This window comes from Sulfuritalea sp. (assembly GCF_031426875.1).
In the GTDB taxonomy this organism is placed as follows: Bacteria; Pseudomonadota; Gammaproteobacteria; order Burkholderiales; family Rhodocyclaceae; genus Sulfuritalea.
In genome coordinates this window covers 111,804-135,389 of record NZ_JASJPC010000012.1, presented here as the reverse complement: position 1 = coordinate 135,389, position 23,586 = coordinate 111,804, and the positions used below count along the sequence as shown (strand labels likewise).

Genomic DNA, 23,586 nt, shown 5'->3' with positions numbered 1-23,586 from the left:
ATCAGGCGCCGGACGGGGAAGCCGTAAGCGGAATCCGCGCCACGATGCGAACCCCGGCTCCGGGCCGGCTGTCGAGAATGAAATCTCCGGCGCACATCTGGACGCGGTGTTTCATGCCCGCCAGGCCATGATGCCGGCGCGATGCTGTACCGGTTTGGAATCCCTGGCCGTCATCCTCGATTTCCAGCTCCAGCCCTTTGCCCTCCATGACCCGCAAGGCGAGCTTCACCCGCCGCGCGCGGGCGTGCTTGCGGATGTTGGTCAAGGCTTCCTGCGCAATGCGAAAGGTCGCCAGCGCCGGCGCCGGGGCAAGCTCCACGTCCTCGGCCGGCAGGTCCAGGCTCAGCCTGGCCTCGGCGTCGCGGGCGAACTCCTCGCCGAGGACGCGCAGCGCGCTGACCAGGCCCAGCATTTCGAGCAGCGGCGGGCGCAGGTCGTCGATGATCCGGCGCTTCATGGCGATGCCGTCGTCGAGCAGCCGTTCCAGCCGCGCCAGGCGTTCCTGGCAGGGCGCGAGCGTGTCGCCGTCGACACCGTCGAGTTTGCGGGCGATCCATCCGGATTCCATCTTGGCGGCGGTGAGCAGCGCCCCCAGTTCGTCGTGCAGTTCCCGCGCCAGGCGCGCTTTCTCGGTTTCGCGAACATTGGTGAGGTAGCTCGCCAGCTCGCTCAACTCGGCGGTTCGCTCCTGCACGATGCTGTCGAGGCGCTGGTTTTCGCTGCGCAGCAGGCTCGCTAGCTGTTCCCGCAACTGCAGCTGGCGTTCGAGGACGAAGTACAGCAGGACCATCAGCGCCACGGCGCCGGCGGCGAGGACGACGACCACCGCGCGGGTCTGCTCGAGATCGCGCGTCGAGCGCTCGAAGGAGACTCGCCCCTGCGCCATCAGTTGTGCCTCCAGCCCCAGGATCAGGTCGCGGATACGGTCGGTGTAACGCTTGCCCTGGATGCGCGTTTCCTGGCCGGCTATGCCGCGCTCGACCGCCTGGTCGAGGCTGCGCAGCTTGATCGCCACCAGCCCCGAAAGATCGGCGATGACATCGTCGTTGGCGGGGTTCGTCGCGAAGTCGCGGCGAATCTCCTCCAGGCGTTCGTCTATCGTTGCCAGGCTCTTGTCGTAGGGTTCGAGATGGGCGCGATTGCCGCTCAGCAGATAGCCGCGCACGGCATTTTCCGCGTCCATCAACTGCATCAGCAAACTGTCGAGGCGCTCCACCCGTTCGGCCTGCAGCTGCAGGCCGTCGAGGGCGTCCAGGCTGTCGCTCGCCTGCCGGTGGCTCGACCCCAGCAGGAGCAGGACGAAGACGCAGCCCAGGGCGAGGAGCAGATGGTGCCAGTCCTTGCGGACGATGCGCCCGAAGCGGGGCGCCAAATAAGACGGGATGCTTGCTTGCATGGCATGCCTCCTTCCCCAGGCCGGAAAGCCGCCCGGGTACGCAGGAATTGTCCTACACGCGTTTCAGTCAAGTCTGACAGCGGCTTTGCCGCGGGGTTCCTATGATGAAACCAACTCCCGCCAGAACACCGCGAAGGAGTGTTGATATTTCTACATTTTCCAAGGAGATCGCGATGAAAACCAGGACCCGTCTTGCAACGCTTTGCGTCGTTCTTGCCACCCTGCCGCTCGGCGCGATTGCCGCCGACCCGGCGCCACCCATGAGCAGCACGCCGGCGCCCGCCGCCACCCCCGGCCCGGCCGCTACCGGCGCGCAAGCGGCGCCGATATTCGAGCAGTTGGACGGCAACCGTGACGGCTTTGTGACCAAGGACGAGGCCAAGCGCTCGGCCGACGTCACGGCTCGCTTCAAGGAGCTCGATGCCGATCGCGACGGCAAGATTTCCGCCGTCGAATTCAGGAAGACCATGCCCGCGAAGTAAATATCGGGAATGGAAGTAGCACGAGAACGGTTCGATTGCGCCGCCGACACTTGCTCCCCGGCAGACGATCCGACCGGCCACGCAACCGTAAAGGAGAAACCACGATGAACGCCAAATCCACCAGCGCCGCGGTCCTGATGGCACTGCTGCTTGCCGCCTGCGGCGGCAGTCCGACCAGGGAAAGCACCGGCGAGTACGTCGACGACAGCGTCATAACCACCAAGGTCAAGTCCGCCTTCATCCAGGACAAGGACGTCAAGGCGAGCGACATCAAGGTCGAGACCTTCAAGGGCGTCGTCCAGCTTTCCGGCTTCGTCGCCAGCCGCACCGAACTCGAAAAGGCCTCGCAGGTCGCCAGCCAGGTGCCGGGCGTCAAGGCGGTACGCAACGACATCCGCCTCAAGGCCACCGACGGATGACCCGTCATTGCCGCTCCCGAATGCGGACTAGTACGCAGACATATTGAAACCGATGGATGTAGGAGCGAGCTTGCTCGCGATAGCGGCTTATCGCGAGCAAGCTCGCTCCTACAGGGAATGCGCCTTTTCCCTGTTGCCTGACTACTAGGCCAACGAGCAGGCGCAACTAACCGCCTGAAGAGTTGGCGCTGGCGACACTGCGTGGGAGCTATCGCGCAGCACTGCTGCGCGACAGCTCCCACGCCGCTCGGCTGTCCATGCACGGCGGGCCGAGGTTCCCGGCCGGCAGAACAGGACGCTCAATGCACCTCAACCAATGCGCGTCAACCGCGCCGGGCCGCTTCGATCGCAGCGATGTCGATCTTTCCCATCTGCATCATCGCCTCGAAAGCGCGCTTGGCCGCCGCGCGATCAGGATCGGCGATCGCGGCAATCAGGGCGCGCGGCGTGATCTGCCACGACAGGCCCCACTTGTCCTTGCACCAGCCGCACTCGCTTTCCTGGCCGCCGTTGCCGACAATCGCATGCCACAAGCGATCGGTTTCGGCCTGGTCGTCGGTCGCAACCTGGAAGGAGAAAGCCTCGCTGTGCTTGAACGCCGGCCCCCCGTTCAGGCCGAGACAAGGGATGCCCATCACGATGAACTCGACCGTCAAGACATCGCCCTGCTTGCCATCGGGATAGTCGCCGGGCGAGCAATGGATCGTTCCCACCGCGCTGTCCGGAAACGTCTCGGCGTAGAACTGTGCGGCTTCCACTGCGGTGCCGTCGAACCAGAGACAAATTGTGTTCTTGCTGAGCATTTCAGTTCTCCGATAGATGAAGTGAATGGATCAAACGCAGCAGCGGTCACATTTGGCGCGGGACGGCTGCCTGGCGTCGCGATGGGCGGGGTACTTTGCATACCCTGGAGCGGGATTGCTGCCGCTCGACGATTGCGTCGGATACTCCGAAGACGAGGGCTGCGGCCCGATATGCATTCCTTCGACGATGGGTGTGACTTGCGGCACGGCTATCTCCTCGAAAGTTGACGGTGGCGATCCCCTACGGTGAGGGGATCGCACTCTGTAGTCGATCGGCTTTGCCTGAATTCGACATCGTCCGTGCGCAGTTGTTCGATTCTGCCGGCCGCCTTCGTTAAGACCGGTCGCGCAAGAACCCGGGGCCTTGCGGCATGGCGGGGGTTTCCAGCGCGCTCCAGTCGGCTAATACCCGTCATTCCGGGGCCGCGAAGCGGAACCCGGAATCCAGTGTCCTTGCTCAAACGCCGCTGGATTCCCGCGTTTGCGGGAAAGACGGCAACTGGCACCGAGCACTCTCCCGCCGGTGAAGGAAATGGCCATTCGATGGTCTGACTGACTCAACGGCAGCAACCTGCTGGACAACGGCCATTCACCTGACCCGGGGCCAACGGCGACAGTGGCCGGCAAACGGAAGTTCGCGCCCCACCTTCTGAACGGCTCTTGGCGGCCGGCAACAGCCTGCCGACGAGCCATGGCACTGCGTAGGATATAGTCGCCGCTTCGAGAATTCGCGAGCCAGAACCATGCTGATTGCGCTTGTAGCCATCGCCCTGCTGATTGCCTCTGTCGGTGCCATCTATTTCCTTTTGAAGAGCATGGGGCAAGACGGCGTGGAAATCGCCGCTCCCGGCAGTTGCCGGAGCGGAAGATGCGGCGTCAGGAACGCCGCCGGCGCCGAAGCGGGATGCCACGAGCAAAAATCCGGGCCAGGTGAAACCGCCGAAATCAACGAGGTGGCCAACCTGGATCGAGAGGATGCGGTGGCGGAACAGCCGGACAAGCGCCCGGGCTGAGCCCTGTTCTTGCGTCGGGTGAAGATTCCATGCCGGGCGCTTCGTCCGACGACCCGACCATAACGCCAGCCCGCCGCGACGCTCCCCGCGCCACGCGCAGCCGCTGCAACAACTATGCCACCGTCACCATCGCCTGCGCCGCCATGCGCCGCAACTCGGGCAGACAGGAGCCGCAGGAACTGCCGCATTTGAGTTGCGCCTGAACTTGCTCCAGAGCCAGGCCTTGCCCTAGCAGCGCCTTGATTTCGGTATCGGTGACGCCGAAGCAGTTGCATACCGTGCGCCCGGCCGGGGCCAGGCCGGCGGGCGGCTGTGCTGTCGGGGCGAACAGCCAGCGGCGCAGGTCGCCCAGCGGGCGGCCGCTTAGCATCAGTTCGCGCAGCCAGTCGGCGGCGGCGGTTTCGCCGGCCAGCAGCAGGCCCGTGAGCTGGTCGCCGACGGCATCGATGCGGGCCATCTTGACGATGCCGCGGCGCGGGTCGCGATAGACGGTGCTGTCGCCCAGATCGAGTGCGGCGACCAGCAGTGCGAGCCTGTCGTCGGCCACGGCTTCGGCGCCGGCGATGCTCAGCGCCAGCAGCGGATGATCGCGCCCGGCCAGGGTCAGCGCGGCGTAGTCGAATTGCGGCAGGAAATGCGCCAGGCGCGCGCGCCAGACCAGCAGCTCTTCTTCCGGCGCGGCCGTCTCGGCGGCGCGCAACAGCACCAGGCGCCAGGGCAATTCGGCGCGCTCGACGCGGATCGCGGCGTGCTTGAGTTCGGGCTGTTTCGAGACCGGGTCGGTGGCCGCGAGCATCAGTTGATTGACGCCGGCGTGGGACAGCGAGCGCCCGCCCCAGTGCATCGCGGCGAAGGCCTGGCCCGGCTTCAGTTCATCGCTTGCCGACACGGGCAGGACGATCTCGCCGCGCCGGCTGGTCACCCGCGCCAGGTCGCCTTCCTTGAAGCCGCGCCGATCGAGATCGGCCGGGTGCAGCAAGAGGCGCGGCGCCGGCTCGTGGGCGCACAGGCGCGCCGTGCGGCCGCTGCGGCTCATGCCGTGCCACTGGTCGCGCAGGCGGCCGGTGGTGAGGCGCAGCGGGAAGCGCGCATCGGGCGCTTCGGCGGTCAGGTTGAAGGTCAGCGGCACGAAGCAGGCGCGGCCGTCGGCAGTGGCGAAGCGGTGATCGGCGTAGAGGCGCGCCTGCCCGCTCGTGGCGCCAGCGGGATATGGCCATTGCTGCGGGCCGCGCTGCTCCAGCACCGCATGGCTCAAGCCGCCGATGTCGAGGTCGCGGCCGCGCGTGGTGGCGACGTGTTCGGCGAATACCTCGGCGGTATCGGCAAAAGCGAACTGCTTCGCCGTGCCGCCAACGCCAACTCTTGTGGCCAGCCGCCGCGCGAAATCGGCGGCGATTTTCCAGTCGGCGCGGGCCTCGCCGGGCGGCGCCACCGCCGCGCGCACACGCGAGATGCGGCGCTCGGAATTGGTCACCGTGCCTTCCTTCTCGCCCCAGCTCGCGGCCGGCAGCAGCAGGTCGGCGTAGGCCGCGGTTTCGATGTCGGCAAAGGCGTCCTGGACCACGACGAATTCGGCCTTCTGCAAAGCCTCGCGCACTCGGGTCTGGTCGGGCAGCGAATGCGCGGGGTTGGTGCAGGCGATCCACACCGCCTTGATCTGGCCTTCGCGCAGCGCGTCGAACATGTCCACCGCGGTCTTGCCCGGCGTCGCCGGAATCGCCGGCACGCCCCACAGCGCGGCGAGTTCCGCGCGGTCGGCGGCATCGCTCGGCGCGCGATGGCCGGGCAGCAGGTTGGCCATCGCGCCGACCTCGCGCCCGCCCATGGCATTGGGCTGGCCGGTCAGCGAGAACGGCCCCATGCCGGGCCGGCCGATCTTGCCGGTGGCCAGATGCAGGTGGATCAGCGCGGCATTGTTGGCGGTGCCGTGGCTGGACTGGTTGAGGCCCTGGCACCACATCGACAGCGGCGCACGGGCGGCGCCGAACCAGCGCGCCGCGGTGACGATTTCGTCGGCGGAAACCCCGCAACTGGCGGCTGCCGCGGCGGGCGTCAGTTCGCGCAACTGCGCGCGCAGGGCGGCGAAGCCGCCGGTGTGCGCGGCGATGAAGGCCTCGTCGACCAGGCCTTCCCAGAGCATCACATGCAGCATCGCGCTGTAGAGAATCGCGTCGCTGCCCGGCGTGATCGCCAGGTGCAGGTCGGCCATCGCCGCGGTGTCGGTGCGGCGCGGGTCGACGACGACGATCTTGAGTTCCGGGTTGGCGGCCTTGGCGTCCTCGATGCGGCGGAACAGCACCGGATGCGCCCAGGCCGCGTTGCTGCCGGCCAGCAGGAACAGGTCGGCCAGGGCGATGTCCTCGTAACTGCAGGGCACCGCGTCGGCGCCCAGCGTGGCCTTGTAGCCGGCCACGGCCGAGGACATGCACAGGCGCGAATTCGAGTCGATGTTGTTGGTGCCGACCACGGCGCGCGCGAGCTTGTTGAAGACGTAGTAGTCCTCGGTCAGCAGCTGGCCGGAAACGTAGAAGGCCACGGCGTCCGGCCCGTGTTCATTGATGATCGCGGCGAAACGCTCGGCCGCCGCGTCGAGCGCCGTGTCCCAGCTCACCGGACGGCGCGCCTCGTTACGCGCGGCGCGGTATTCGGGCACCAGGGCACGGCCGGTGAGCCCGGTGGTCAGGTGCAGGCTGGCGCCCTTGCTGCACAGGCGGCCGAAGTTGGCCGGGTGCTCGGGATCGCCGCGCACGCCGACGATTTTCGCCGCAGCGCCAGCGCCAACTGTCTCGATGATCACGCCGCAACCCGTGCCGCAGTAGCAGCAGGTGGAGCGCGTCTCGCGCAGCAGGGGTTCGGGCGCGCCCATCATCAGAGGGCGAGGAAAACCTCGCCGTCCTCCACCCGCGTCTCGTAGCGACGGGCGCAGCCGTGATCCGGCGCGCAGGCCTCGCCGCTGTCGAGTTCGACGTTCCAGCCATGCATCGGGCAAGTCACGCGATGGCCATGGACGATGCCCTGCGACAGCGGGCCGCCTTTGTGCGGGCAGACATCGCGCAGCGCGAAAACGTGGTCGTCGGCGGCGCGGAACACCGCGATGCTGCCCGCCCCGTGCGGCACGACGCGGCTGCCGCGTGGCGGAATCTCTTCGAGGCGGCAGACTTTATGCCAGTTCGACATGGTGTTCTCCATTGATATCGATCGGCGCCGGCAGCGGCGCGAACTCGTGGCGGGCGACGCCCTGGGTGCGTTCCAGCCAGGGATCGATGGTGCCCTGCAAGGCATACAGCAGGCGCTGATGCAAAGCCTTGCGGTTTTCGGCGTCAGCGACCACGCGCTGCTTGATGCTTTCAAGCCCGACGCGCTGCACCCAATGCACGGTGCGCTCCAGGTACCAGGCTTCCTCGCGATAGAGCTGGAGGAAGGCCGCGGAATATTCGAGCACTTCCTCGCGCGTACTTACCTTGCAGAAGAACTCGGCGACCTCGGTCTTGATGCCGCCGTTGCCGGCGACGTAAAGTTCCCAGCCGGAATCCACGCCGATCACGCCGACGTCCTTGATGCCGGCCTCGGCGCAGTTGCGTGGGCAGCCCGAGACGGCGAGCTTGACCTTGTGCGGCGACCACATGCCGAACAGCATCTTCTCCAGCTCGACGCCCATGCTCATCGACCTCTGCGTGCCGAAGCGGCAGTGCTCGGAGCCGACGCAGGTCTTCACCGTGCGGATGCTTTTGCCATAGGCATGACCCGAAGGCATGCCGAGATCCTGCCAGACGCCGGGCAGGTCTTCCTTCTTGATGCCGAGCAGGTCGATGCGCTGGCCGCCGGTGACTTTCACCGTCGGCACCTTGTATTTCTCGGCGACGTCGGCGATGCGGCGCAGTTCGTCGGGCGTGGTCAGGCCGCCCCACATGCGCGGCACCACGCTGTAGGTGCCGTCCTTCTGGATGTTGGCGTGCGCGCGTTCGTTGATGAAGCGCGACTGCGGATCGTCCTGCGCCTCGTGCGGCCAGGTCGAGATCAGGTAGTAGTTGAGCGCCGGGCGGCAGGTGGCGCAGCCATCCGGCGTGCGCCAGTCGAGCGCCTTGAAGGCGGCGTCCATCGACAGCAGTTTCATCGAGCGCACCGCGTGGCGCACCTCGTTGTGGTTGAAGTCGGTGCAGCCGCAGACCGGCTTGGTGCTGCGGTCGGCGGCCTGGTAGGCGCCGCCGACGGTGGACGCGAGAATCTGCTCGACCAGGCCGGTGCAGGAGCCGCAGGAGCTCGACGCCTTGGTGTGCTTCCTGACGTCCTCCAGGGTGAACAAGCCGTGCTCGCGGATAGCCTTGACGATAGTTCCTTTGCATACGCCGTTGCAGCCGCAGACTTCGGCCGTATCCGCCATCGCCGCCGCCTGCGAGGCGCCGGCATGGCCGACGTCGCCGACGTGGTTGTTGGCGAAGGCGTCGCCGAACATCAGGTGGTCGCGGATCGCGCCGATGTCGCGGCCTTCCTTGAGCAGTTGGAAATACCAGCCGCCGTCGGCGGTGTCGCCGTAGAGCACGGCGCCGATCAGCTTGTCCTTCTCGATCACCAGACGCTTGTAGATGCCGCCGTTCTTGTCATGCAGCACGATGTCCTCGGTGCCGTCGCCGCCCGTGAAGTTGCCGGCGGAAAACACGTCGATGCCGGTGACCTTGAGCTTGGTCGAGGTGACCGATCCCTGGTAGCGGCCGATGCCGTGCTGCGCCAGATGGTTGGCGCAGACCTTGGCCTGCTCGAACAGCGGCGCGACCAGGCCGTAGGCCGTGCCGCGATGCGCCGCGCATTCGCCCACCGCGTAGATTTTCGGGTCGTAGGTTTGCAGCGTGTCGGTGACCACGATGCCGCGGTTGCAATAAAGGCCCGCGCTTTCGGCCAGGGCCGTGTTGGGACGGATGCCGGCGGCCATCACCACGAGATCGGCCGGAATCTCCGCGCCGTCCTTGAAGCGCACCGCGCCGACGCGGCCTGCATTTCTTCCATCGGGCGCGGCCGTCAGCATTTCGGTCTGCTTGCCGAGCAGGAATTTGAGGCCCTTGGCTTCCAGCGAGGCCTGCAGCATGTCGGCGCCGGCCTGGTCCAGCTGGCGCTCCATGATCCAGTCCAGCAGATGCACCACGGTGACGTCCATGCCGCGCAGGCGCAGGCCGTTGGCGGCCTCCAGGCCGAGCAGGCCGGCGCCGATCACCACGGCGTGCCTGTGGTTCGTCGCGGCGGCGATCATCGCCTCGGTGTCGGCGATGTCGCGGTAGGCGATCACGCCGGGCAGATCCTTGCCCGGCACCGGCAGGATGAAGGGCGTCGAGCCGGTGGCCAGCAGCAGGCGGTCGTAGGGCACCGCCAGATCATCCGCAATGACCAGGCGCTTGACGCGGTCGATCTTCGTCACCTTCTTCCCGGCGTGCAGCGTGATGCCGTTGTTCTTGTACCAGTCGAGGTCGTTCAGCACGATGTCGGCCAGCGTCATCTCGCCGGCCAGCACCGGCGAAAGCAGGATGCGGTTGTAATTGCCGTGCGGCTCGGCGCCGAACACGGTGATGTCGTAGAGATCCGGGGCGAGCTTCAACAGCTCCTCCACGGCACGGATGCCGGCCATGCCGTTGCCGACGACGACGAGTTTCTGTTTGTCCATGATCGTGGCCCTCAGGCTGCCTTCAACTGCTTGCGGTAGAGGAACTCGAACACCGCGGCGCGGTAGTCGGCAAAGCGCGTGTCGTGCGCCAGTTCCAGCCGGTCGCGCGGGCGTTCGAGCTTGACTTCGACGATCTCGCCGATGGTCGCGGCCGGGCCGTTGGTCATCATCACGATGCGGTCCGACAGCAGCACGGCCTCGTCGACGTCGTGGGTCACCATCACCACGGTGGCGCCGGTCTTGGCCATCACGCCGTTCAACTCGTCCTGCAGCGCGGCGCGGGTCAGGGCGTCCAGGGCGCCGAAGGGCTCGTCCATCAGCAGCAGCCGGGGTTCCATGGCGAAGGCGCGGGCGATGCCGATGCGCTGTTTCATGCCGCCGGAAATCTCGTGCGGGTACTTGTGCATGGCATGGTCCATATGCACCATGTCGAGCGCCGCGGCGACGCGGGCCTTGAGCTTGGGCACGCCTTCCTTGCGGCCGAAGACGCGCTCGACGCCGAGCATGACGTTCTCGAAGCAGGTCATCCAGGGCAAGAGGCTGTGGTTCTGGAACACCACGGCGCGCTCCGGCCCCGGCCCGGCGATTTCGCGGCCGTCGCAGAGCAGCACGCCGGAAGTCGGCAGCGTGAGTCCCGCAATCAGGTTGAGCAGGGTGCTCTTGCCGCAACCCGAATGGCCGATCAGCGTCACGACTTCGCCCTCGCTGACATCGAGATCGATGTCGCGCAGCGCGGTGAATTTGCCGCTCTTGGTGCTGAAGGTCTGGCCGACGTTTTCGATCTTGACGATGGGCTTCATGATTAGCGACTTTCGTAGGTGAAGCGTTTGGCGATCATCAACAGCAGGGTTTCCAGCACCAGGCCGACGATGCCGATGACGAAGATGGCGATGACGATGTGCTCGACCTTGAGGTTGTTCCATTCGTCCCAGACCCAGAAGCCGATGCCGACGCCGCCGGTGAGCATTTCCGCGGCGACGATGACCAGCCAGGCGGTGCCGATCGACAGCCGGATGCCGGTCAGCATGTAGGGCAGCACCGCGGGAAACAGGATCTTGGTGATCACCTTGGCTTCCGACAGGCCGAGCACGCGCGCGACGTTGAGGTAGTCCTGCGGCACGCGCTGCACGCCCTGCGCGGTGTTGAGGATCATGGGCCAGATCGAGCAGATGAAAATGGTCCAGGTCGCCGCCGGGTCGGCCTTCTGGAACACCAGCAGGCCGATCGGCAGCCAGGCCAGCGGCGAGACCGGACGCAGCAGGCTGATGATGGGCTCGAACATGCGGTTCATGAAGGCGAAGCGACCGAGCAGAAAGCCCATCGGAATGCCGACCAGGGCGGCGAAGCCGAAGCCGATGCCGACCCGCTGCAGCGAGGAGAGCACGTTCCAGCCTATGCCCTGGTCGTTCGGTCCGTTCTGGTAGAAGGGATCGGCGAACAGTTTCACGGCGGCGACCCAGGTCTTGTCCGGGCCGGGAATGTTGCCCGACTTGATTGCCACCAGCGCCCAGATGCCGATCAGCAGCGCGACACCGAACAAGGGTGGGATCACGACGCGCAGTACCTCGCGCAGGCGTTCGCCGGGCCGCGTCGCCGGCTCGACCAAAGCCGGCTCGGGAGCCGGCGCCGGCACTGCGGCGGCCTTGACGGGCACCGGCTCCACTTTGACCGGCGCTTCCACCAGTTTCAATGCTATGGCACTCATGTCGTTCTCCTTTTCCATTCCCGACGATCGATCAGGCATGCACCTTGAACGAGCCGGCGTATTTCTTCGGGTCCTTGCCGTCCCACACCACGCCGTCGATCAGCTTGTGGCTGCGCATGTCGCTCTTCGGCAGGCTTACGCCGGCGGCGGTGGCGGCCTGTTTGTAGATGTCGATGCGATTGACCTTCTTCGCCACGGCGAGGTAGTCGGGATCGTCCTTGAGCAGGCCCCAACGCCGGTGCTGGGTGAGGAACCACATGGCATCGGACAGGTAGGGGAAGGTCGCGTTGCCGTCGCTGAAGAACTTCATCGCGTTCTTGTCGTCCCAGGTTTTGCCAAGGCCATTGTTGTAGCGGCCGAGCATGCGCGCCACGATCACGTCGGCATCGGTATTGACGTAGGCCTTGGAGGCCACGGTGTCGGCGGTCTTCTGCTTGTTGGCAAGCGAGGCATCGATCCAGCGGCCGGCATCGATGATGGCCGCCGTCATGGCGCGCGCCGTGTTGGGGTTCTTGGCGGTCCACTCGGCCGTGGTGCCGAGCACTTTTTCCGGATGGTCGACCCAGATGTCCTGCGTCGTCACCGCGGTGAAGCCGATGTTGTCGACGATGGCGCGGTTGCCCCAGGGCTCGCCGACGCAGTAGCCGTCCATGTTGCCGACGCGCATGTTGGCCACCATCTGCGGCGGCGGCACGGTGATGGTCTTGACGTCCTTGAACGGGTTGATGCCATGCGCCGCCAGCCAGTAGTAGAGCCACATGGCGTGGGTGCCGGTGGGGAAGGTGTGGGCGAAGGTGTAGTCGCGTTCCTTCTTCGCCACCAGCTTGGCCAGCGAAGCGCCGTCGGTGGCGCCCTTGGCCTTGAGCTGGTTCGACAGCGTGATGGCCTGGCCGTTCTGGTTCAGGGTCATCAGCACGTTCATGTCCTTCTTCGGCCCGCCGATGCCCAGTTGCACGCCATACACCAGGCCGTAGAGCACATGCGCGGCATCGAGTTCGCCATTCACCAGCTTGTCGCGCACGGATGCCCAGGAGGCTTCCTTGGTCGGGATGATCTTGATGCCGTACTTCTCGTCGAACTTGTTCACGGCGGCCATGACCACCGAGGAGCAGTCGGTCAGCGGGATGAAGCCGATGCGCACTTCCTTCTTCTCCGGCGCATCGGAACCGGCGGCCCAGGCGCCGGACCGGACTCCGGGCGGCACCAGGCTCATGAGCGCGGCTCCGCCGGCGAGCTGGAGGAAGTCGCGCCGCGAAGGTCCCGTAGCGGTGGGTGCCGCAAGCTCGACAGTCTGGGTGGCGACGCTGGTCGCAAGGTCGGTTGTGTGCAAGTCGTCATGGCTCATCTCGATCTCCGCTGTATTGATATCCCACCCGGGGATACCGTCTCCAGCTTTCGCCGGAGACATAAAAAAACGGCGCCCGTTGCGCATCTCCGGGAACAGATCCCCAGTGACGCAACAGACACCGTTGTCATTTGCACCGAACCGCCTTTGATTCGGCACTCAGGCTCTATTTAGCAACCGCTGTGCCAGCTTTCGCGAAGCTCCCGGAAACCCTTGTCGCGACAGCACCTCAGCCCGAAGAGTTGGCGCTGGCGATACGGCAATGCACATCGAGAGGCGAATGTTGCTGCACCGCAATAGCGCGCCAATGGCGCACGACGCACCGGAACGGGGCGCGAACTCGCTGTCGGATAGAGTTCTGGAGGTCCTGTAGGGCCGGCTTCAGCCGGCCAAGGGTGGATGGCGCTGTAGGGCCGGCTTCAGCCGGCCGGTTTACGATGGCGGACTGAAGTCCGCCCTACAAGTCCGCCCTACGGCCCGCCCTACAGCAGCAGCTTGGCCATCTCGATCAGGTCGCCGGCGATCTTGCCGATCGGCTGCGCCCTTTCCATGGCCAGCTTGCGCAAGGCGGCGTAGGCCTGGTCCTCGTCGAGGCCGCGGGTCTTCATCAGGATGCCCTTGGCGCGCTCGACCAGCTTGCGCTCGGAGAGCTTGTGCGTCACCGTCGCGAGTTCCTGCTTGAGTTTCTGGTGCTCCTCGAAACGCGCAATGGCCACATCGACGATGGGCTTGAGCCGCGCCAGGTCGAGGTTATCGACGACATAGGCGGAGACGCCGGCCTTGAACGCGGCGCGCATCACCTCGGCATTGCCCTCCTGGGTCAGGATGATCACCGGGCGCGGCATCTCGCGGTTCATCACCGCGAGATTCTCCAGCGTGTCGCGCGAAGGCGAGTCGGTCTCGATCAGGATCACGTCGGGCCGGATGGTCTCGATCTGGGCCGTCAGGTCGAGCGCCGAAGGCAGCACGGCCGCCACCTGATGGCCGGCCATGGCCAGGCCGGCGCAAAGCTCGCCGGCGCGGGCACGGGATTCGTCGATGATGAGGATGCGCAGCATGGGAGTAATCATGCACGCAAAAGGCGTGCCGCTGCGCATCGTGGCAGGTTCAACCGGCCGGGATGGATGACGTTGCAGGGCCGGTTTCAACCGGCCAGCGGTGGATGGCGTTGTAGGGCGGTGTAGGGCCGACTTCAGTCGGCCAGCGGCGGATGGCGCTGTGGGGCCGACTTCAGTCGGCCGGGGGGAATGGCGGACTGAAGTCCGCCCTACAAGTCCGCCCTTGTCCGCCCTTGTCCGCCCTTGTCCGCCCGTCCGCTTAACCGGTGCTCCAGCCGCGCGGACGCTTCATGCCGGATATCTTGCAGGCCTGCTTGACGTAGCCGTAGGGGAACAGCTCGAAAATCATGTTGCGCGAAGCCGCGCCGAAGCGTGTCGCCAGATGCCGGGCGACGAAGCGCACGTCGGGGATCACTTGGTGCTCCTGATAAAACTCGCGCATGAAGCGGATCGCGTCCCAGTGGGCATCGCTCAGCTCGATGTTCTCGCGCTGCGCCAGTTCCACCGCGAGCTCTTCGCTCCATGTGCCCGGATCGACCAGATAGCCTTCATCGTCGGTCGCCGGCAATTCCATTGTGGCCTCCATCGCGCTCCTCCATGGTCATCAGAACAGACAGTGATTCGAATAATACATCACGTCGTGATAGAAGCACAATATGATATGTTTGCAGTGTTGCGCATTGGGGATGAACCAGCCCATGTCCGGAAAGAGCCTTAGCAAAAAAGAATTCGAAACCCTCTCGGAGTTTCGCTATCGCCTGCGGCGCTTCCTGCGCTTTTCCGAACAGGTGACGCGCAAGAACGGCATCACGCCGCTGCAGTACCTGCTGCTGCTGCACGTCAAGGGTTTCCCCGGGCGCAACTGGGCGACCGTGGGCGAACTGGCGAATCGTTTGCAGGCCCAGCATCACGGCGTCGTCGCGCTGATCTCGCGCTGCGAGAAACTCGGCTGGGTCGAGCGCAGGCAGGGCCAGACCGACCGGCGCGAGGTCGAAATCCATCTCACGGCCGGCGGCGAGCGCATGGTGGGCAAGATGGCGTCCCTGCACCGTGCCGAACACCTGAATCCCGAAGGCAGTTTCCTGCTGCCCGAGTTGCACGATCTGCAGGAGGAATGAGCATGGTCACGCAGGACCCGCGACAACTTGCCGCCGCGGTGCGCGCCGCCTGCATCCAGGCGGCACTCGAAGGCTATGAACGGGCGCAGATCGCCGGCCTGTGCCAGGAGGGCGCCTGGGAATGCGCCGTCGATGCGATGCGGATGGTCGACCTCAAGGCAATCCTGCAGGACCCGGCCATAGCGGCCGCCGCCTTGCAGCAACAACGCGACCGGGGTACTGCAGCGGCTTGAACCGTGCGGCAGCCCGGTGTCAGCCGGTCGTGCCGAACAGCATGCCGACAGCGGCAGTGATCGCCATCGCCAGGGCACCCCAGAACGTCACCCGCCATGCGCCGGGCAGCGCACTGGCGCCGCCCACCCGGGCGGCGACGGCACCGAGCAATGCCAGGAAGGCAAGCGAGCTTCCCGCCACCAGTGGAATCAGCAGCGCCTCGGGCGCCAGCGCCGTCACCGCCAGCGGCAGCAGCGCGCCTACCGCGAAGCTGGCGGCTGAGGACAGGGCGGCCTGGATCGGCCGTGCGCTGAGGAGTTCGGAGATGCCCAGCTCGTCGCGCGCATGGGCACCCAGGGCATCGTGCGCCATCAGTTGCTCCGCCACCTGTTGCGCCAGGCCGGACTCCAGGCCGCGGCCGACATAAATGGCTGCCAGTTCGCGCCGTTCCGCGACGGGGTCCTTGTCCAGTTCGGCGCGCTCGCGCGCCAGATCGGCCTGCTCCGTATCCGCCTGGGAATGCACCGATACGTATTCGCCGGCGGCCATCGACATGGCCCCGGCCACCAGCGCGGCGACGCCGCTGAGCAGAATGCCGGCGTGGCCGGCACCGGCGGCGGCGACGCCGACGATCAGGCTGGCGGTGGAGACGATGCCGTCGTTGGCGCCCAGCACGGCGGCGCGCAGCCAACCGATGCGATCAGTTCGATGGCGCTCGGCATGGCGACGCCACGAGCTCACGGACGCTCCGCCCCGGACCTCGCCGGCGCAGGGGCCGGCGTAGCGACCCGCCCTGCCCGCGCCTTGACGGCGGGCGCCATCAGGTCGGTGTTTTCCTGACCCACCAGCGGCGCCTTGAGCCGTTTGGCCAGCGCCTTGCCGCCCTGCACCATGATCTGCGCATGGTTGCGGATGAATATCGCGCGCGCCACCGGTGCCACCAGATTCATCCACCAGCGCTTGCTGTGCACATGCCATTCGTAGTGCACGACGGTGAGCTTGCCCCGGGAGGAAAAACGCCAATGCCCGCTGCCGTCCAGGTCGCCCGTGGCGACGCCTTCGATGGCGACGTTGTGTTCGATGCGCGTGGCGCGCACGTCGAATCGCACCCGGTAGGGCAATCTGCCCTGCCAGACATAGCGGCGCACGCTATCGATGCCATTGGCATTTGCCGGCGGCAAGCTGTTCGACCTTGCGCACGCTGGGCCACCAGTCGGGCCAGCGCAGCGAATCCTCGATCGCCGCGTACACCTCGTCCAGCGGCGCCTCGATGCGCCAGACGGTCAGCAAGTGATATTCGGCCATGACGCCCTTACCGCCGCCGACTCAGGCCACGGTTCAAGCCAGCTTGGCCCAGATGATGCACCACGCCTCGGGGCTGATCTGGCCTTCGACCAGCGCGCAGGTGTTCGACGCGGCGACAAAGTGCCGGCAATTGCCGCACTTCTGCTCGCCCTTGGGCGTCAACTGGTACTGCACCCCTGTCTGTTTCGCTTTCATCTGGGCGGGCGGTGCGGCAGCATTGGGCGGTGCGGCACCGGACGGCGGCGAGCTGGCGCCCGGCTTCGAATCGCAGCCGGACAGCAGCAGCGGCAGGCACAGCCCGCAACCAACAGCCAATGCGCCGCGCAACACCAGGCGGCGGGATGGGATGTCTGCATTCATGGTGATTCTCCTTTGTTCGCTGCTCGCTTCAATCGCTCGAAGCATGCCCACCACCGGCGCCTGCCGCTGTGCGCCAACGCACACAAGCAAGGTCATCCTGTGTGGGTTGGCGCACCGATGCGATGCGGCGACCGGCGCAAGCTGACGACGACAATCGCTATCCCCCACAGAAACGAGGCCGGCAATGAGCACGATCACGACGCAGGATGGCGCCCATATTTTCTACAAGGACTGGGGCACGGGACCCGCCATAGTGTTCAGCCACGGCTGGCCGCTGAGCGCCGACAGCTGGGAATCCCAGATGCTGTTCCTCGCCGGCCATGGCTATCGCTGCATTGCCCATGACCGGCGCGGCCACGGCCGCTCGACCCAGACCTGGCAGGGCAACGACATGGATACCTACGCCGACGACCTGGCGCAACTGATCGAGAGCCTCGACCTCAAGGATGTCGTGCTGGTCGGCTTTTCCGCCGGCGGCGGCGAGGTGGCGCGCTACATCGGCCGCCACGGCACTGCGCGGGTGGCCAGGGTCGCCCTGATCGCCGCCGTGGTGCCGCTGATGCTGAAAACCGCGGCCAATCCGGACGGCCTGCCGCTGGAGAAGTTCGACGAGATCCGTGCCGCGTCGCTGGCCGATCGTTCGCAGTTCTACCGGGACCTCGCCAGCGGTCCGTTTTTCAACGGCAACCGGCCGGGAGTCAAAGTCTCGCAGGGCATGATCGACACATTCTGGCACCAGGGCATCATGGCCGGCCACAAGGGAACCCTGGACTGCATCAAGGCCTTCTCGGAGACGGATTTCACCGAGGACCTGAAGAAGTTCGACATCCCGACGCTGATCATTCACGGCGACGACGACCAGATCGCGCCCATCGCCGCGTCGGCGCTGCGCGCAGCAAAACTGGTCGCCAACTCGACGCTGACCATTTACCCCGGCGCACCGCACGGCCTGGCCGACACGCACAAGGACCAGCTCAACGCCGACTTGCTGGAATTCCTCAAGGGCTGAGAGCAGCATGGCCCGCCTCCGCCGCCTCCGCCGTCCCCTCGGCGCGATCGTCGCCGCGCCGGGCGACGATCGAGATGAGGATTCAGATGCGGATGGTAGGCGGTCTCTGTGTGCGATAGCGAACGGAATCGAGCCGGCGCGCGGCGCATCGTGGAGGCTCGGGTGCAAGGTCTTGCCGCTGCGGCGACTGCCCCTGCCGTTTGGCCAGTTCAGGAGTTGCCATGACTAATGCATTGAAGTTATCCGGCCGCATCGTCGGCCGCGGTGTCCCGCTGGCCCTGCTGTTGCTGGCCTCGATCAATCTCTACGCGCAGCAGCCGATGGCGATCATGCTCAAGGGTGTTGCCGAGATCCCTGCGGTGAAGACCGCGGCGACCGGCACCGGGCAAATCACGGTGCTGCCTGACCAGACCGTAAGCGGCAGCATCAGGACCGCCGGGCTGGTGCCGACCGCAGCGCACATTCATGCGGCCGCCTCGGGCCAGAACGGACCGCCGATCATCACCCTGACCCGGACTGCCGGCGACAGCTTTGCCGTCCCGGCCGATGCCAGGCTGACCGATGCCCAGTACGCGAGCTTCAAGGCGGGTGAGCTGTACGTCAATGTGCATAGCGCGCGACACCCGAACGGCGAGATTCGCGGACAGTTGCTGCACATGGAAATCGCCGATACGCCGGTGCGTCCGGCCAATTGAACGCAACACCTTGAGGAGAACACCATGAGCCTTGGAATGATTCTTTTGATTGTCCTGATCCTGATGCTGCTGGGCGCCATACCGACCTGGCCGCACAGCAGAAGCTGGGGCTATGCGCCCAGCGGCGGACTGGGTCTGGTGCTGGTCATCATCATCGTGCTGTTGTTGATGGGCCGACTATGACGACGGGCGCATCACCCGGGCTCGAACCGCATTACGCGCCGCAGCAGCTCGGCGACCGCCTGGCCCTGGGCCTGGTCAAGCTGTTGCGCTTTTTTGCCGATGCCTTCTTCGCCCGACGCTATGGCCATCGCGCCGTGGTGCTGGAGACTGTTGCCGCGGTGCCGGGCATGGTCGCCGGCTCGCTGCAGCACCTGCGCGCGCTGCGCCGCATGGAAAGCGATCAGGGCTGGATCCGCAGCCTGCTCGACGAAGCCGAGAACGAGCGCATGCACCTGATGACCTTCATCCAGGTCGCGCGGCCGACGCAGTTCGAGCGTCTGCTGATCCTGGTGGCGCAGGGAATTTTCTACAACCTGTTCTTCCTGCTCTACCTGGTGTCGGCAAGGACCGCGCACCGCTTCGTCGGCTATCTCGAAGAGGAGGCGGTGTACAGCTACACCGAGTACCTGGCCGGGGTGGACGACGGCAGCTATCGCAACGTTGCCGCGCCCGACATCGCCATCGACTACTGGAAGCTGGCGCCCGATGCGCGCCTGCGCGAAGTCATCATCGCGGTGCGCGCCGACGAGGCGCATCACCGCGACGTCAATCACGAATTTGCCCGCGTGCTGGGCTGATTCGGCATCGCGTCCGGGGTCGCACCCAGGGTCGCGTCCGGGCTTGCCGTGCCGTCAGCGCCAACTCTTGCCGGTCGGAGCGTCGCATCGAAGAACCGAATCAGGTTCCGCCCGGCTTCCTTGGCCTGGTACATCGCCGCATCGGCCCATTTCAGGATGTCGTCCTGACTTCCCTCATGGTCGAGGAATACGACGACACCGATACTGATCGTGCAATGGTGCTCGACCCTTGCTTCCGCCTTGCCCTCCTGCCTGAACGTGAGCAAATAGGGCTTGTCCAGCGCCGCGCGAAGCTTCTCGGCGACGACGCGCGCCTCGGCGACCGACTTGGCCTTGTCCACCTCCAGCTCATTGAGGATCACCACAAACTCGTCGCCGCCGAAGCGCGCGACGACATCCACTTCGCGCACACAACTGCCGATGCGGCGCGCCGCTTCGATCAGCAGCAGGTCGCCGACGTAGTGCCCTTGCGTGTCATTGAGGGTCTTGAAGTTGTCCAGATCGAGGAACATCAGCGCGCTGTAGCGGCCGCTGCGCTTGCCGGCGGCCATGGTGTGGCTCAGGCGCTCGTTCAACAGGCGCCGATTGGGCAGCCCGGTCAATGAATCATGCAAGGCCAGATTGAGAATTTGCGCCTCGGCCTCCTTGCGCTCGGTGATATCGCGCGCCGCGACAAACACGCCCTGCAAGCGCCGGCTCCGATCGTAGTAGGTGGTGGCATTGAAGGACACCACGGTTTCCTTGCCGTGACTGGCGCGCACGGTGAGTTCGTAATTGGTGACCCGCTTCTTGACCAGCGCTAGCTTGATGCTGGCCTCGGCCCGCTCCATGTTGGTGAAGTGGTTCTTGAACGGCGCGCCGATCAGCTCGTCTCGGGTCCAGCCGGTGAGCGCTTCCATCTGCTTGTTGACGTCGGTGATGATGCCGGCGGGATCGGTGGTCATGATCGCGTCGATGTTGGATTCGATCAGCGAGCGCGTGTAGAACTGCTGGTCGCGCAGGCGCTGGTCCAGCTTCTTCTGCTCGTCCTCGACCTGCTTGCGCGCCGTGTTGTCGGTACCGATCAGCAGATAGCCGATGATGGCGTTCTGCGCGTCGTGCAGCGCGGTGACCGAAACGATGGCGGGAAAGCGGCTGCCGTCCTTGCGGATGTAGGTTAGCTCGTAGATGTCCTCGATGCCGCGCGAGGCTTTGAACACCAGGGCCTCGAAGCCGGGCGTGATGGTGGTTTCGAGTTCCAGGCTCAAGGCTTCGGCACGCGCGATGACTTCCTGCGGATCGGAGATGTCGGCCGGCGTGATCTTGTTCATCACCTCGGCGGCGGCATAACCCAGCATGCGCTCGGCGCCGACGTTGAAAATCTGGATCACGCCCCTGGCGTCGGTGGCGATGCTGGAAAAATTGGCGCTGTTGAAAATCGCGCTTTGCAGCGCGCCGGCCTTGAGCAATGCCTCCTCGGCCTGCTTGCGCGCGGTGTTGTCGGTGCCGATCAGCAGGTAGCCGATGATGGCGTTGTCCGCGTCGCGCAGCGCGGTGACCGAGACCACCGCCGGGAAGCGGCTGCCATCCTTGCGGATGTAGGTCAGCTCGTAGATGTCCTCGATGCCGCGTGAGGCCTTGAACACCAATGCCTCGAAGCCCGGCGCAATCGGGGTTCCGAGTTCGGTGCTGAGCGCTTCGGCGCGCGCGATTACTTCCTGCGGATCGGAAATGTCGGCCGGGGTGATCTTGTTCATCACGTCGGCGGCGGCATAACCCAGCATGCGCTCGGCACCGACGTTGAAAATCTGGATAACGCCCCTGGCGTCGGTGGCGATGCTGGAAAAATTGGCGCTGTTGAAAATCGCGCTTTGCAGCGCACCCGCCTTGAGTAGGGCTTCTTCGGCCTCCTTGCGCGCGGTTTTGTCGGTGCCGATCAGCAGGTAGCCGATGATCGAATTTTGCGCATCGCGCAGCGCGGTGACCGAGACCACGGCCGGAAAGCGACTGCCGTCCTTGCGGATGTAGGTCAGCTCGTAAATATCCTCGATGCCGCGCGAGGCCTTGAACACCAAGGCCTCGAAGCCCGGCGCGATCGGCGTCTTGAGTTCCTTGCTCAAGGCCTTGGCGCGGGCGATGACCTCCAGCGGGTCCGAAATGTCGGCCGGGGTGATCTTGTTCATCACGTCGGTGGCGGCATAGCCCAGCATGCGCTCGGCGCCGACGTTGAAAATCTGGATCACGCCCTTCTCGTCGGTGGCGATGCTGGAGAAGTTGGCGCTGTTGAGAATCGCATTCTGCAGGGCCCCGGTTTTGAGCAGGGATTCCTGGTGCCGCAATTCGGTCATTCCGCCGGTCTGGGTTGCATCATGGACCAAATTGGGAGCCGTTCGTGACTTAGGCATTGCCGATTCCCGTCAAATAGTTCCCCGAGGAGAAGCGGCGCCACTCCAGAGGAGAATCCGGATAGTGAATGCCTGTACCCGAGGCGTCCGTGCGATGGCGCACAGAGGCTATGCGCTGCGGCGCGTAGCGTTGAGCATCGTCCCCCACGAGCCAACCCCAGGAGAAACGCCATGAACCCCTACCGCCACCATGTATCGGGCTTTTTCGCCCACCGCGAAGAAGCCGACACTGCGCTTGCCCGGCTGGTCGAACTCGGCTTGCCGCGCACCCGGCTGAATCTGCTGGATGCCGAGTCCGTACCGCCTGCCCCGGCACCGGGATCGACCGACAACGAAGTGCTGACCAATGTCCTGGTCGACGGCGCCGTCGGCGCCGCCGTTGGCACCGGCATCGGCGCCCTGGCCCAGGTGGCGATCGTCGCCGGCAGCCTGAGCCTGTTCATTGCCAGCCCGCTGGTGGCCCCGTTGGTCATGCTCGGCTGGGGTGCCAGCCTCGGCGGCCTGATCGGCGCCGCAGCGGGAGCCCAGACCGGCGTCAAGCACAAGGACGGCTGGTTTTCGGACCTGGTCCGCGATGCGATCGCCAGCGGCCAGGTGGTACTGGTCGCGGAAACCCTGACCGAACAGGAAACCTCCAGCGCGCGCGAAGTCATCGAGGCAGCGGTCGGCGCGGCCAAAGACGTCAGCATGGCGTGAGCATGAACCAACCCACCCGGCAGGCGATGCCCGGCGCACGCTGGAATCGCCGTGATTGAGATTCGCCGCGGCCAGGCGCCGGCACCGCTGCTACGCGCCGAGTTCGGCCTGCGCTTTCGCGCCTCCTTCGTCGATCCGGCCTTCCGTGCCGAAGACCCATCCCTTGCGCGGCTCGAAGAAATTGCCTGGCAGGCCTACCGCGAAGGCCGTAAGGCGCCTTTCACGCAGAAGGCCGGGCCGGGCCATGCCGATCCCGACTACGAATTGTCGACCGAGTGGCTTGCGACCAAACAGCACATCGACGCTGCGCAATTGCGCTGGGCCGATCCGCTGTCGCCCTCGCGGGTGCTGCTGATCTGCGGCTCGGCGCGCAACGACGGCACCTGTCCGGGCGAGATCTCGAAAACCTTCCGCCTGCTGGGCCTCGCCCGCGAAACACTGGAGCAGGCCGCGATCGAAACGGATGTGCTCGACCTGAGCCTGCTCACCTCCGACTACGGACGCAAGATCCACCCCTGCAAGGGCTGCGTGTCGACCGCGATGCCGCTGTGCCACTGGCCCTGCAGTTGCTACCCCAACCACGCGCTGAACCAGACCAACGACTGGATGGCGGAGATCTACGAACGCTGGACGGCAGCGCACGCGGTGATCATCGTCTCGCCCGTGTACTGGTACCAGAGCCCCAGCCCGCTGAAACTGATGATCGACCGCCTGGTCTGCGCCGATGGCGGCAACCCGGACCCGACCTCGACCGGCGGCAAGAAGGCCGCCATGGCCAAGCAACTCGAACTGGCCGGCTGGGACTACCCGCAGCATCTGGCGGGACGCGCCTACGGCCTGATCGTGCACGGCGACGTGGCCGGGGTCGAAGACTCGCGCCGCGCCCTGTCCGACTGGCTCGACTGGATGGGCTTCATCGACGCCGGCGCGCCGGCGCGGCTGGACCGCTACATCGGCTACTACGAACCCTATGCCAGCAGCCACGAGGCGCTGGACCACGACCCGGCGGTGCAGGAAGAAGCTCGCAATGTGGCGCGCGCGGTGGCCCAAGCCGTGGTCGAATTGCGTGCCGGCCGGCTGCAGGCGGTACAGCCTGTTGTTTCGCGGCCGCGGCGCAAGTAAGTGTCTGGCTGCC

The 23,586-nt window shown here is 65.8% G+C and carries 26 protein-coding genes; 11 read left to right on the top strand and 15 right to left on the bottom strand.

Annotated elements, in window-relative coordinates:
* Position 1 precedes the first annotated feature (1 nt).
* Complete coding sequence (locus tag RMO95_RS06315) at positions 2-1,396, bottom strand: CHASE3 domain-containing protein (RefSeq protein WP_310449748.1); 1,395 nt, start codon at positions 1,394-1,396, stop codon at positions 2-4.
* Between the two features lie 173 nt (positions 1,397-1,569).
* Here RMO95_RS06315 and RMO95_RS06310 point away from each other — a divergent pair, with 173 nt between their 5' ends.
* Both RMO95_RS06310 and RMO95_RS06305 read left to right on the top strand, forming a co-directional pair.
* Positions 1,570-1,878 carry a hypothetical protein gene (locus RMO95_RS06310; RefSeq protein ID WP_310449747.1) on the top strand — a complete coding sequence of 103 codons (309 nt, stop codon included), beginning with the start codon at positions 1,570-1,572 and terminating at the stop codon, positions 1,876-1,878.
* Between the two features lie 104 nt (positions 1,879-1,982).
* Entirely contained in the window at positions 1,983-2,297 is a 315-nt protein-coding gene (locus RMO95_RS06305) for a BON domain-containing protein (protein WP_310449746.1), read from the top strand.
* A 323-nt stretch (positions 2,298-2,620) separates the two neighbouring features.
* Here the strand turns inward: RMO95_RS06305 and RMO95_RS06300 are convergent, their stop codons facing one another.
* Positions 2,621-3,100 carry a VOC family protein gene (locus RMO95_RS06300; protein WP_310449745.1) on the bottom strand — a complete coding sequence of 160 codons (480 nt, stop codon included), beginning with the start codon at positions 3,098-3,100 and terminating at the stop codon, positions 2,621-2,623.
* A gap of 743 nt (positions 3,101-3,843) precedes the next feature.
* On the opposite strand from RMO95_RS06300, the gene RMO95_RS06295 reads away from it, so the two are divergent.
* On the top strand, positions 3,844-4,113 hold the full coding sequence (locus RMO95_RS06295; RefSeq protein ID WP_310449744.1) for a hypothetical protein: 270 nt from the start codon (positions 3,844-3,846) through the stop codon (positions 4,111-4,113).
* A gap of 112 nt (positions 4,114-4,225) precedes the next feature.
* Here the strand turns inward: RMO95_RS06295 and RMO95_RS06290 are convergent, their stop codons facing one another.
* The 8 genes from RMO95_RS06290 to RMO95_RS06255 form a co-directional block, all read right to left on the bottom strand.
* Complete coding sequence (locus tag RMO95_RS06290; protein ID WP_310449743.1) at positions 4,226-6,982, bottom strand: molybdopterin-dependent oxidoreductase; 2,757 nt, start codon at positions 6,980-6,982, stop codon at positions 4,226-4,228.
* A complete protein-coding gene (gene nirD / locus RMO95_RS06285; protein WP_310449742.1) occupies positions 6,982-7,290 on the bottom strand; it encodes a nitrite reductase small subunit NirD in 309 nt (102 codons plus the stop codon). Before nirD ends, RMO95_RS06290 begins: the two co-directional genes overlap by 1 nt.
* A complete protein-coding gene (gene nirB, locus RMO95_RS06280) occupies positions 7,274-9,763 on the bottom strand; it encodes a nitrite reductase large subunit NirB (protein ID WP_310449741.1) in 2,490 nt (829 codons plus the stop codon). The genes nirD and nirB overlap by 17 nt, the downstream gene beginning before the upstream one ends.
* A gap of 11 nt (positions 9,764-9,774) precedes the next feature.
* A complete protein-coding gene (locus RMO95_RS06275) occupies positions 9,775-10,563 on the bottom strand; it encodes an ABC transporter ATP-binding protein (RefSeq protein ID WP_310449740.1) in 789 nt (262 codons plus the stop codon).
* A gap of 2 nt (positions 10,564-10,565) precedes the next feature.
* Entirely contained in the window at positions 10,566-11,468 is a 903-nt protein-coding gene (gene ntrB, locus RMO95_RS06270; RefSeq protein WP_310449739.1) for a nitrate ABC transporter permease, read from the bottom strand.
* 31 nt (positions 11,469-11,499) lie between these two features.
* Positions 11,500-12,813, bottom strand: coding sequence for an ABC transporter substrate-binding protein (locus tag RMO95_RS06265; RefSeq protein WP_310449738.1), 1,314 nt, complete (start codon positions 12,811-12,813; stop codon positions 11,500-11,502).
* 482 nt (positions 12,814-13,295) lie between these two features.
* Positions 13,296-13,871, bottom strand: a complete 576-nt coding sequence (locus RMO95_RS06260) for an ANTAR domain-containing response regulator (protein WP_310449737.1) — start codon at positions 13,869-13,871, stop codon at positions 13,296-13,298.
* A gap of 259 nt (positions 13,872-14,130) precedes the next feature.
* On the bottom strand, positions 14,131-14,457 hold the full coding sequence (locus tag RMO95_RS06255) for a TusE/DsrC/DsvC family sulfur relay protein (protein ID WP_310449736.1): 327 nt from the start codon (positions 14,455-14,457) through the stop codon (positions 14,131-14,133).
* A 112-nt stretch (positions 14,458-14,569) separates the two neighbouring features.
* Between RMO95_RS06255 and RMO95_RS06250 the strand changes: the two genes are divergently transcribed.
* Together RMO95_RS06250 and RMO95_RS06245 are read left to right on the top strand one after the other, a co-directional pair.
* Positions 14,570-14,989, top strand: coding sequence for a helix-turn-helix domain-containing protein (locus RMO95_RS06250; protein WP_310449735.1), 420 nt, complete (start codon positions 14,570-14,572; stop codon positions 14,987-14,989).
* 2 nt (positions 14,990-14,991) lie between these two features.
* Complete coding sequence (locus tag RMO95_RS06245) at positions 14,992-15,222, top strand: hypothetical protein (RefSeq protein ID WP_310449734.1); 231 nt, start codon at positions 14,992-14,994, stop codon at positions 15,220-15,222.
* 19 nt (positions 15,223-15,241) lie between these two features.
* Here the strand turns inward: RMO95_RS06245 and RMO95_RS06240 are convergent, their stop codons facing one another.
* Genes RMO95_RS06240 through RMO95_RS06225 form a run of 4 tightly spaced genes read right to left on the bottom strand, consistent with a single transcriptional unit; the run spans position 15,242 to position 16,867 of the window.
* Positions 15,242-15,943, bottom strand: coding sequence for a VIT family protein (locus RMO95_RS06240; RefSeq protein WP_310449733.1), 702 nt, complete (start codon positions 15,941-15,943; stop codon positions 15,242-15,244).
* Positions 15,940-16,383 carry a hypothetical protein gene (locus RMO95_RS06235; RefSeq protein WP_310449732.1) on the bottom strand — a complete coding sequence of 148 codons (444 nt, stop codon included), beginning with the start codon at positions 16,381-16,383 and terminating at the stop codon, positions 15,940-15,942. Before RMO95_RS06235 ends, RMO95_RS06240 begins: the two co-directional genes overlap by 4 nt.
* Entirely contained in the window at positions 16,352-16,507 is a 156-nt protein-coding gene (locus RMO95_RS06230; RefSeq protein WP_310449731.1) for an SRPBCC family protein, read from the bottom strand. Before RMO95_RS06230 ends, RMO95_RS06235 begins: the two co-directional genes overlap by 32 nt.
* 33 nt (positions 16,508-16,540) lie before the next feature.
* On the bottom strand, positions 16,541-16,867 hold the full coding sequence (locus RMO95_RS06225) for a hypothetical protein (protein ID WP_310449730.1): 327 nt from the start codon (positions 16,865-16,867) through the stop codon (positions 16,541-16,543).
* A gap of 184 nt (positions 16,868-17,051) precedes the next feature.
* Here RMO95_RS06225 and RMO95_RS06220 point away from each other — a divergent pair, with 184 nt between their 5' ends.
* The 4 genes from RMO95_RS06220 (at position 17,052) to RMO95_RS06205 (ending at position 19,371) form a co-directional block, all read left to right on the top strand.
* Entirely contained in the window at positions 17,052-17,876 is an 825-nt protein-coding gene (locus RMO95_RS06220) for an alpha/beta hydrolase (protein ID WP_310449729.1), read from the top strand.
* A 221-nt stretch (positions 17,877-18,097) separates the two neighbouring features.
* Positions 18,098-18,571: a CHRD domain-containing protein gene (locus tag RMO95_RS06215; protein ID WP_310449728.1), complete on the top strand. Its 474-nt coding sequence runs from the start codon at positions 18,098-18,100 to the stop codon at positions 18,569-18,571.
* Between the two features lie 24 nt (positions 18,572-18,595).
* On the top strand, positions 18,596-18,754 hold the full coding sequence (locus RMO95_RS06210) for a DUF3309 family protein (protein WP_310449727.1): 159 nt from the start codon (positions 18,596-18,598) through the stop codon (positions 18,752-18,754).
* Positions 18,751-19,371 (top strand): alternative oxidase, encoded by a 621-nt coding sequence (locus RMO95_RS06205; RefSeq protein ID WP_310449726.1) that lies wholly within the window; start codon positions 18,751-18,753, stop codon positions 19,369-19,371. The genes RMO95_RS06210 and RMO95_RS06205 overlap by 4 nt, the downstream gene beginning before the upstream one ends.
* Here the strand turns inward: RMO95_RS06205 and RMO95_RS06200 are convergent.
* On the bottom strand, positions 19,344-21,698 hold the full coding sequence (locus RMO95_RS06200; protein WP_310449725.1) for a PAS domain S-box protein: 2,355 nt from the start codon (positions 21,696-21,698) through the stop codon (positions 19,344-19,346). The two genes, RMO95_RS06205 and RMO95_RS06200, sit on opposite strands and share 28 nt — an antisense overlap.
* Before the next feature lie 228 nt (positions 21,699-21,926).
* On the opposite strand from RMO95_RS06200, the gene RMO95_RS06195 reads away from it, so the two are divergent.
* Positions 21,927-22,451: a hypothetical protein gene (locus RMO95_RS06195; RefSeq protein WP_310449724.1), complete on the top strand. Its 525-nt coding sequence runs from the start codon at positions 21,927-21,929 to the stop codon at positions 22,449-22,451.
* Between the two features lie 51 nt (positions 22,452-22,502).
* Positions 22,503-23,573: a flavodoxin family protein gene (locus RMO95_RS06190; protein WP_310449723.1), complete on the top strand. Its 1,071-nt coding sequence runs from the start codon at positions 22,503-22,505 to the stop codon at positions 23,571-23,573.
* Positions 23,574-23,586: the final 13 nt, after the last annotated feature.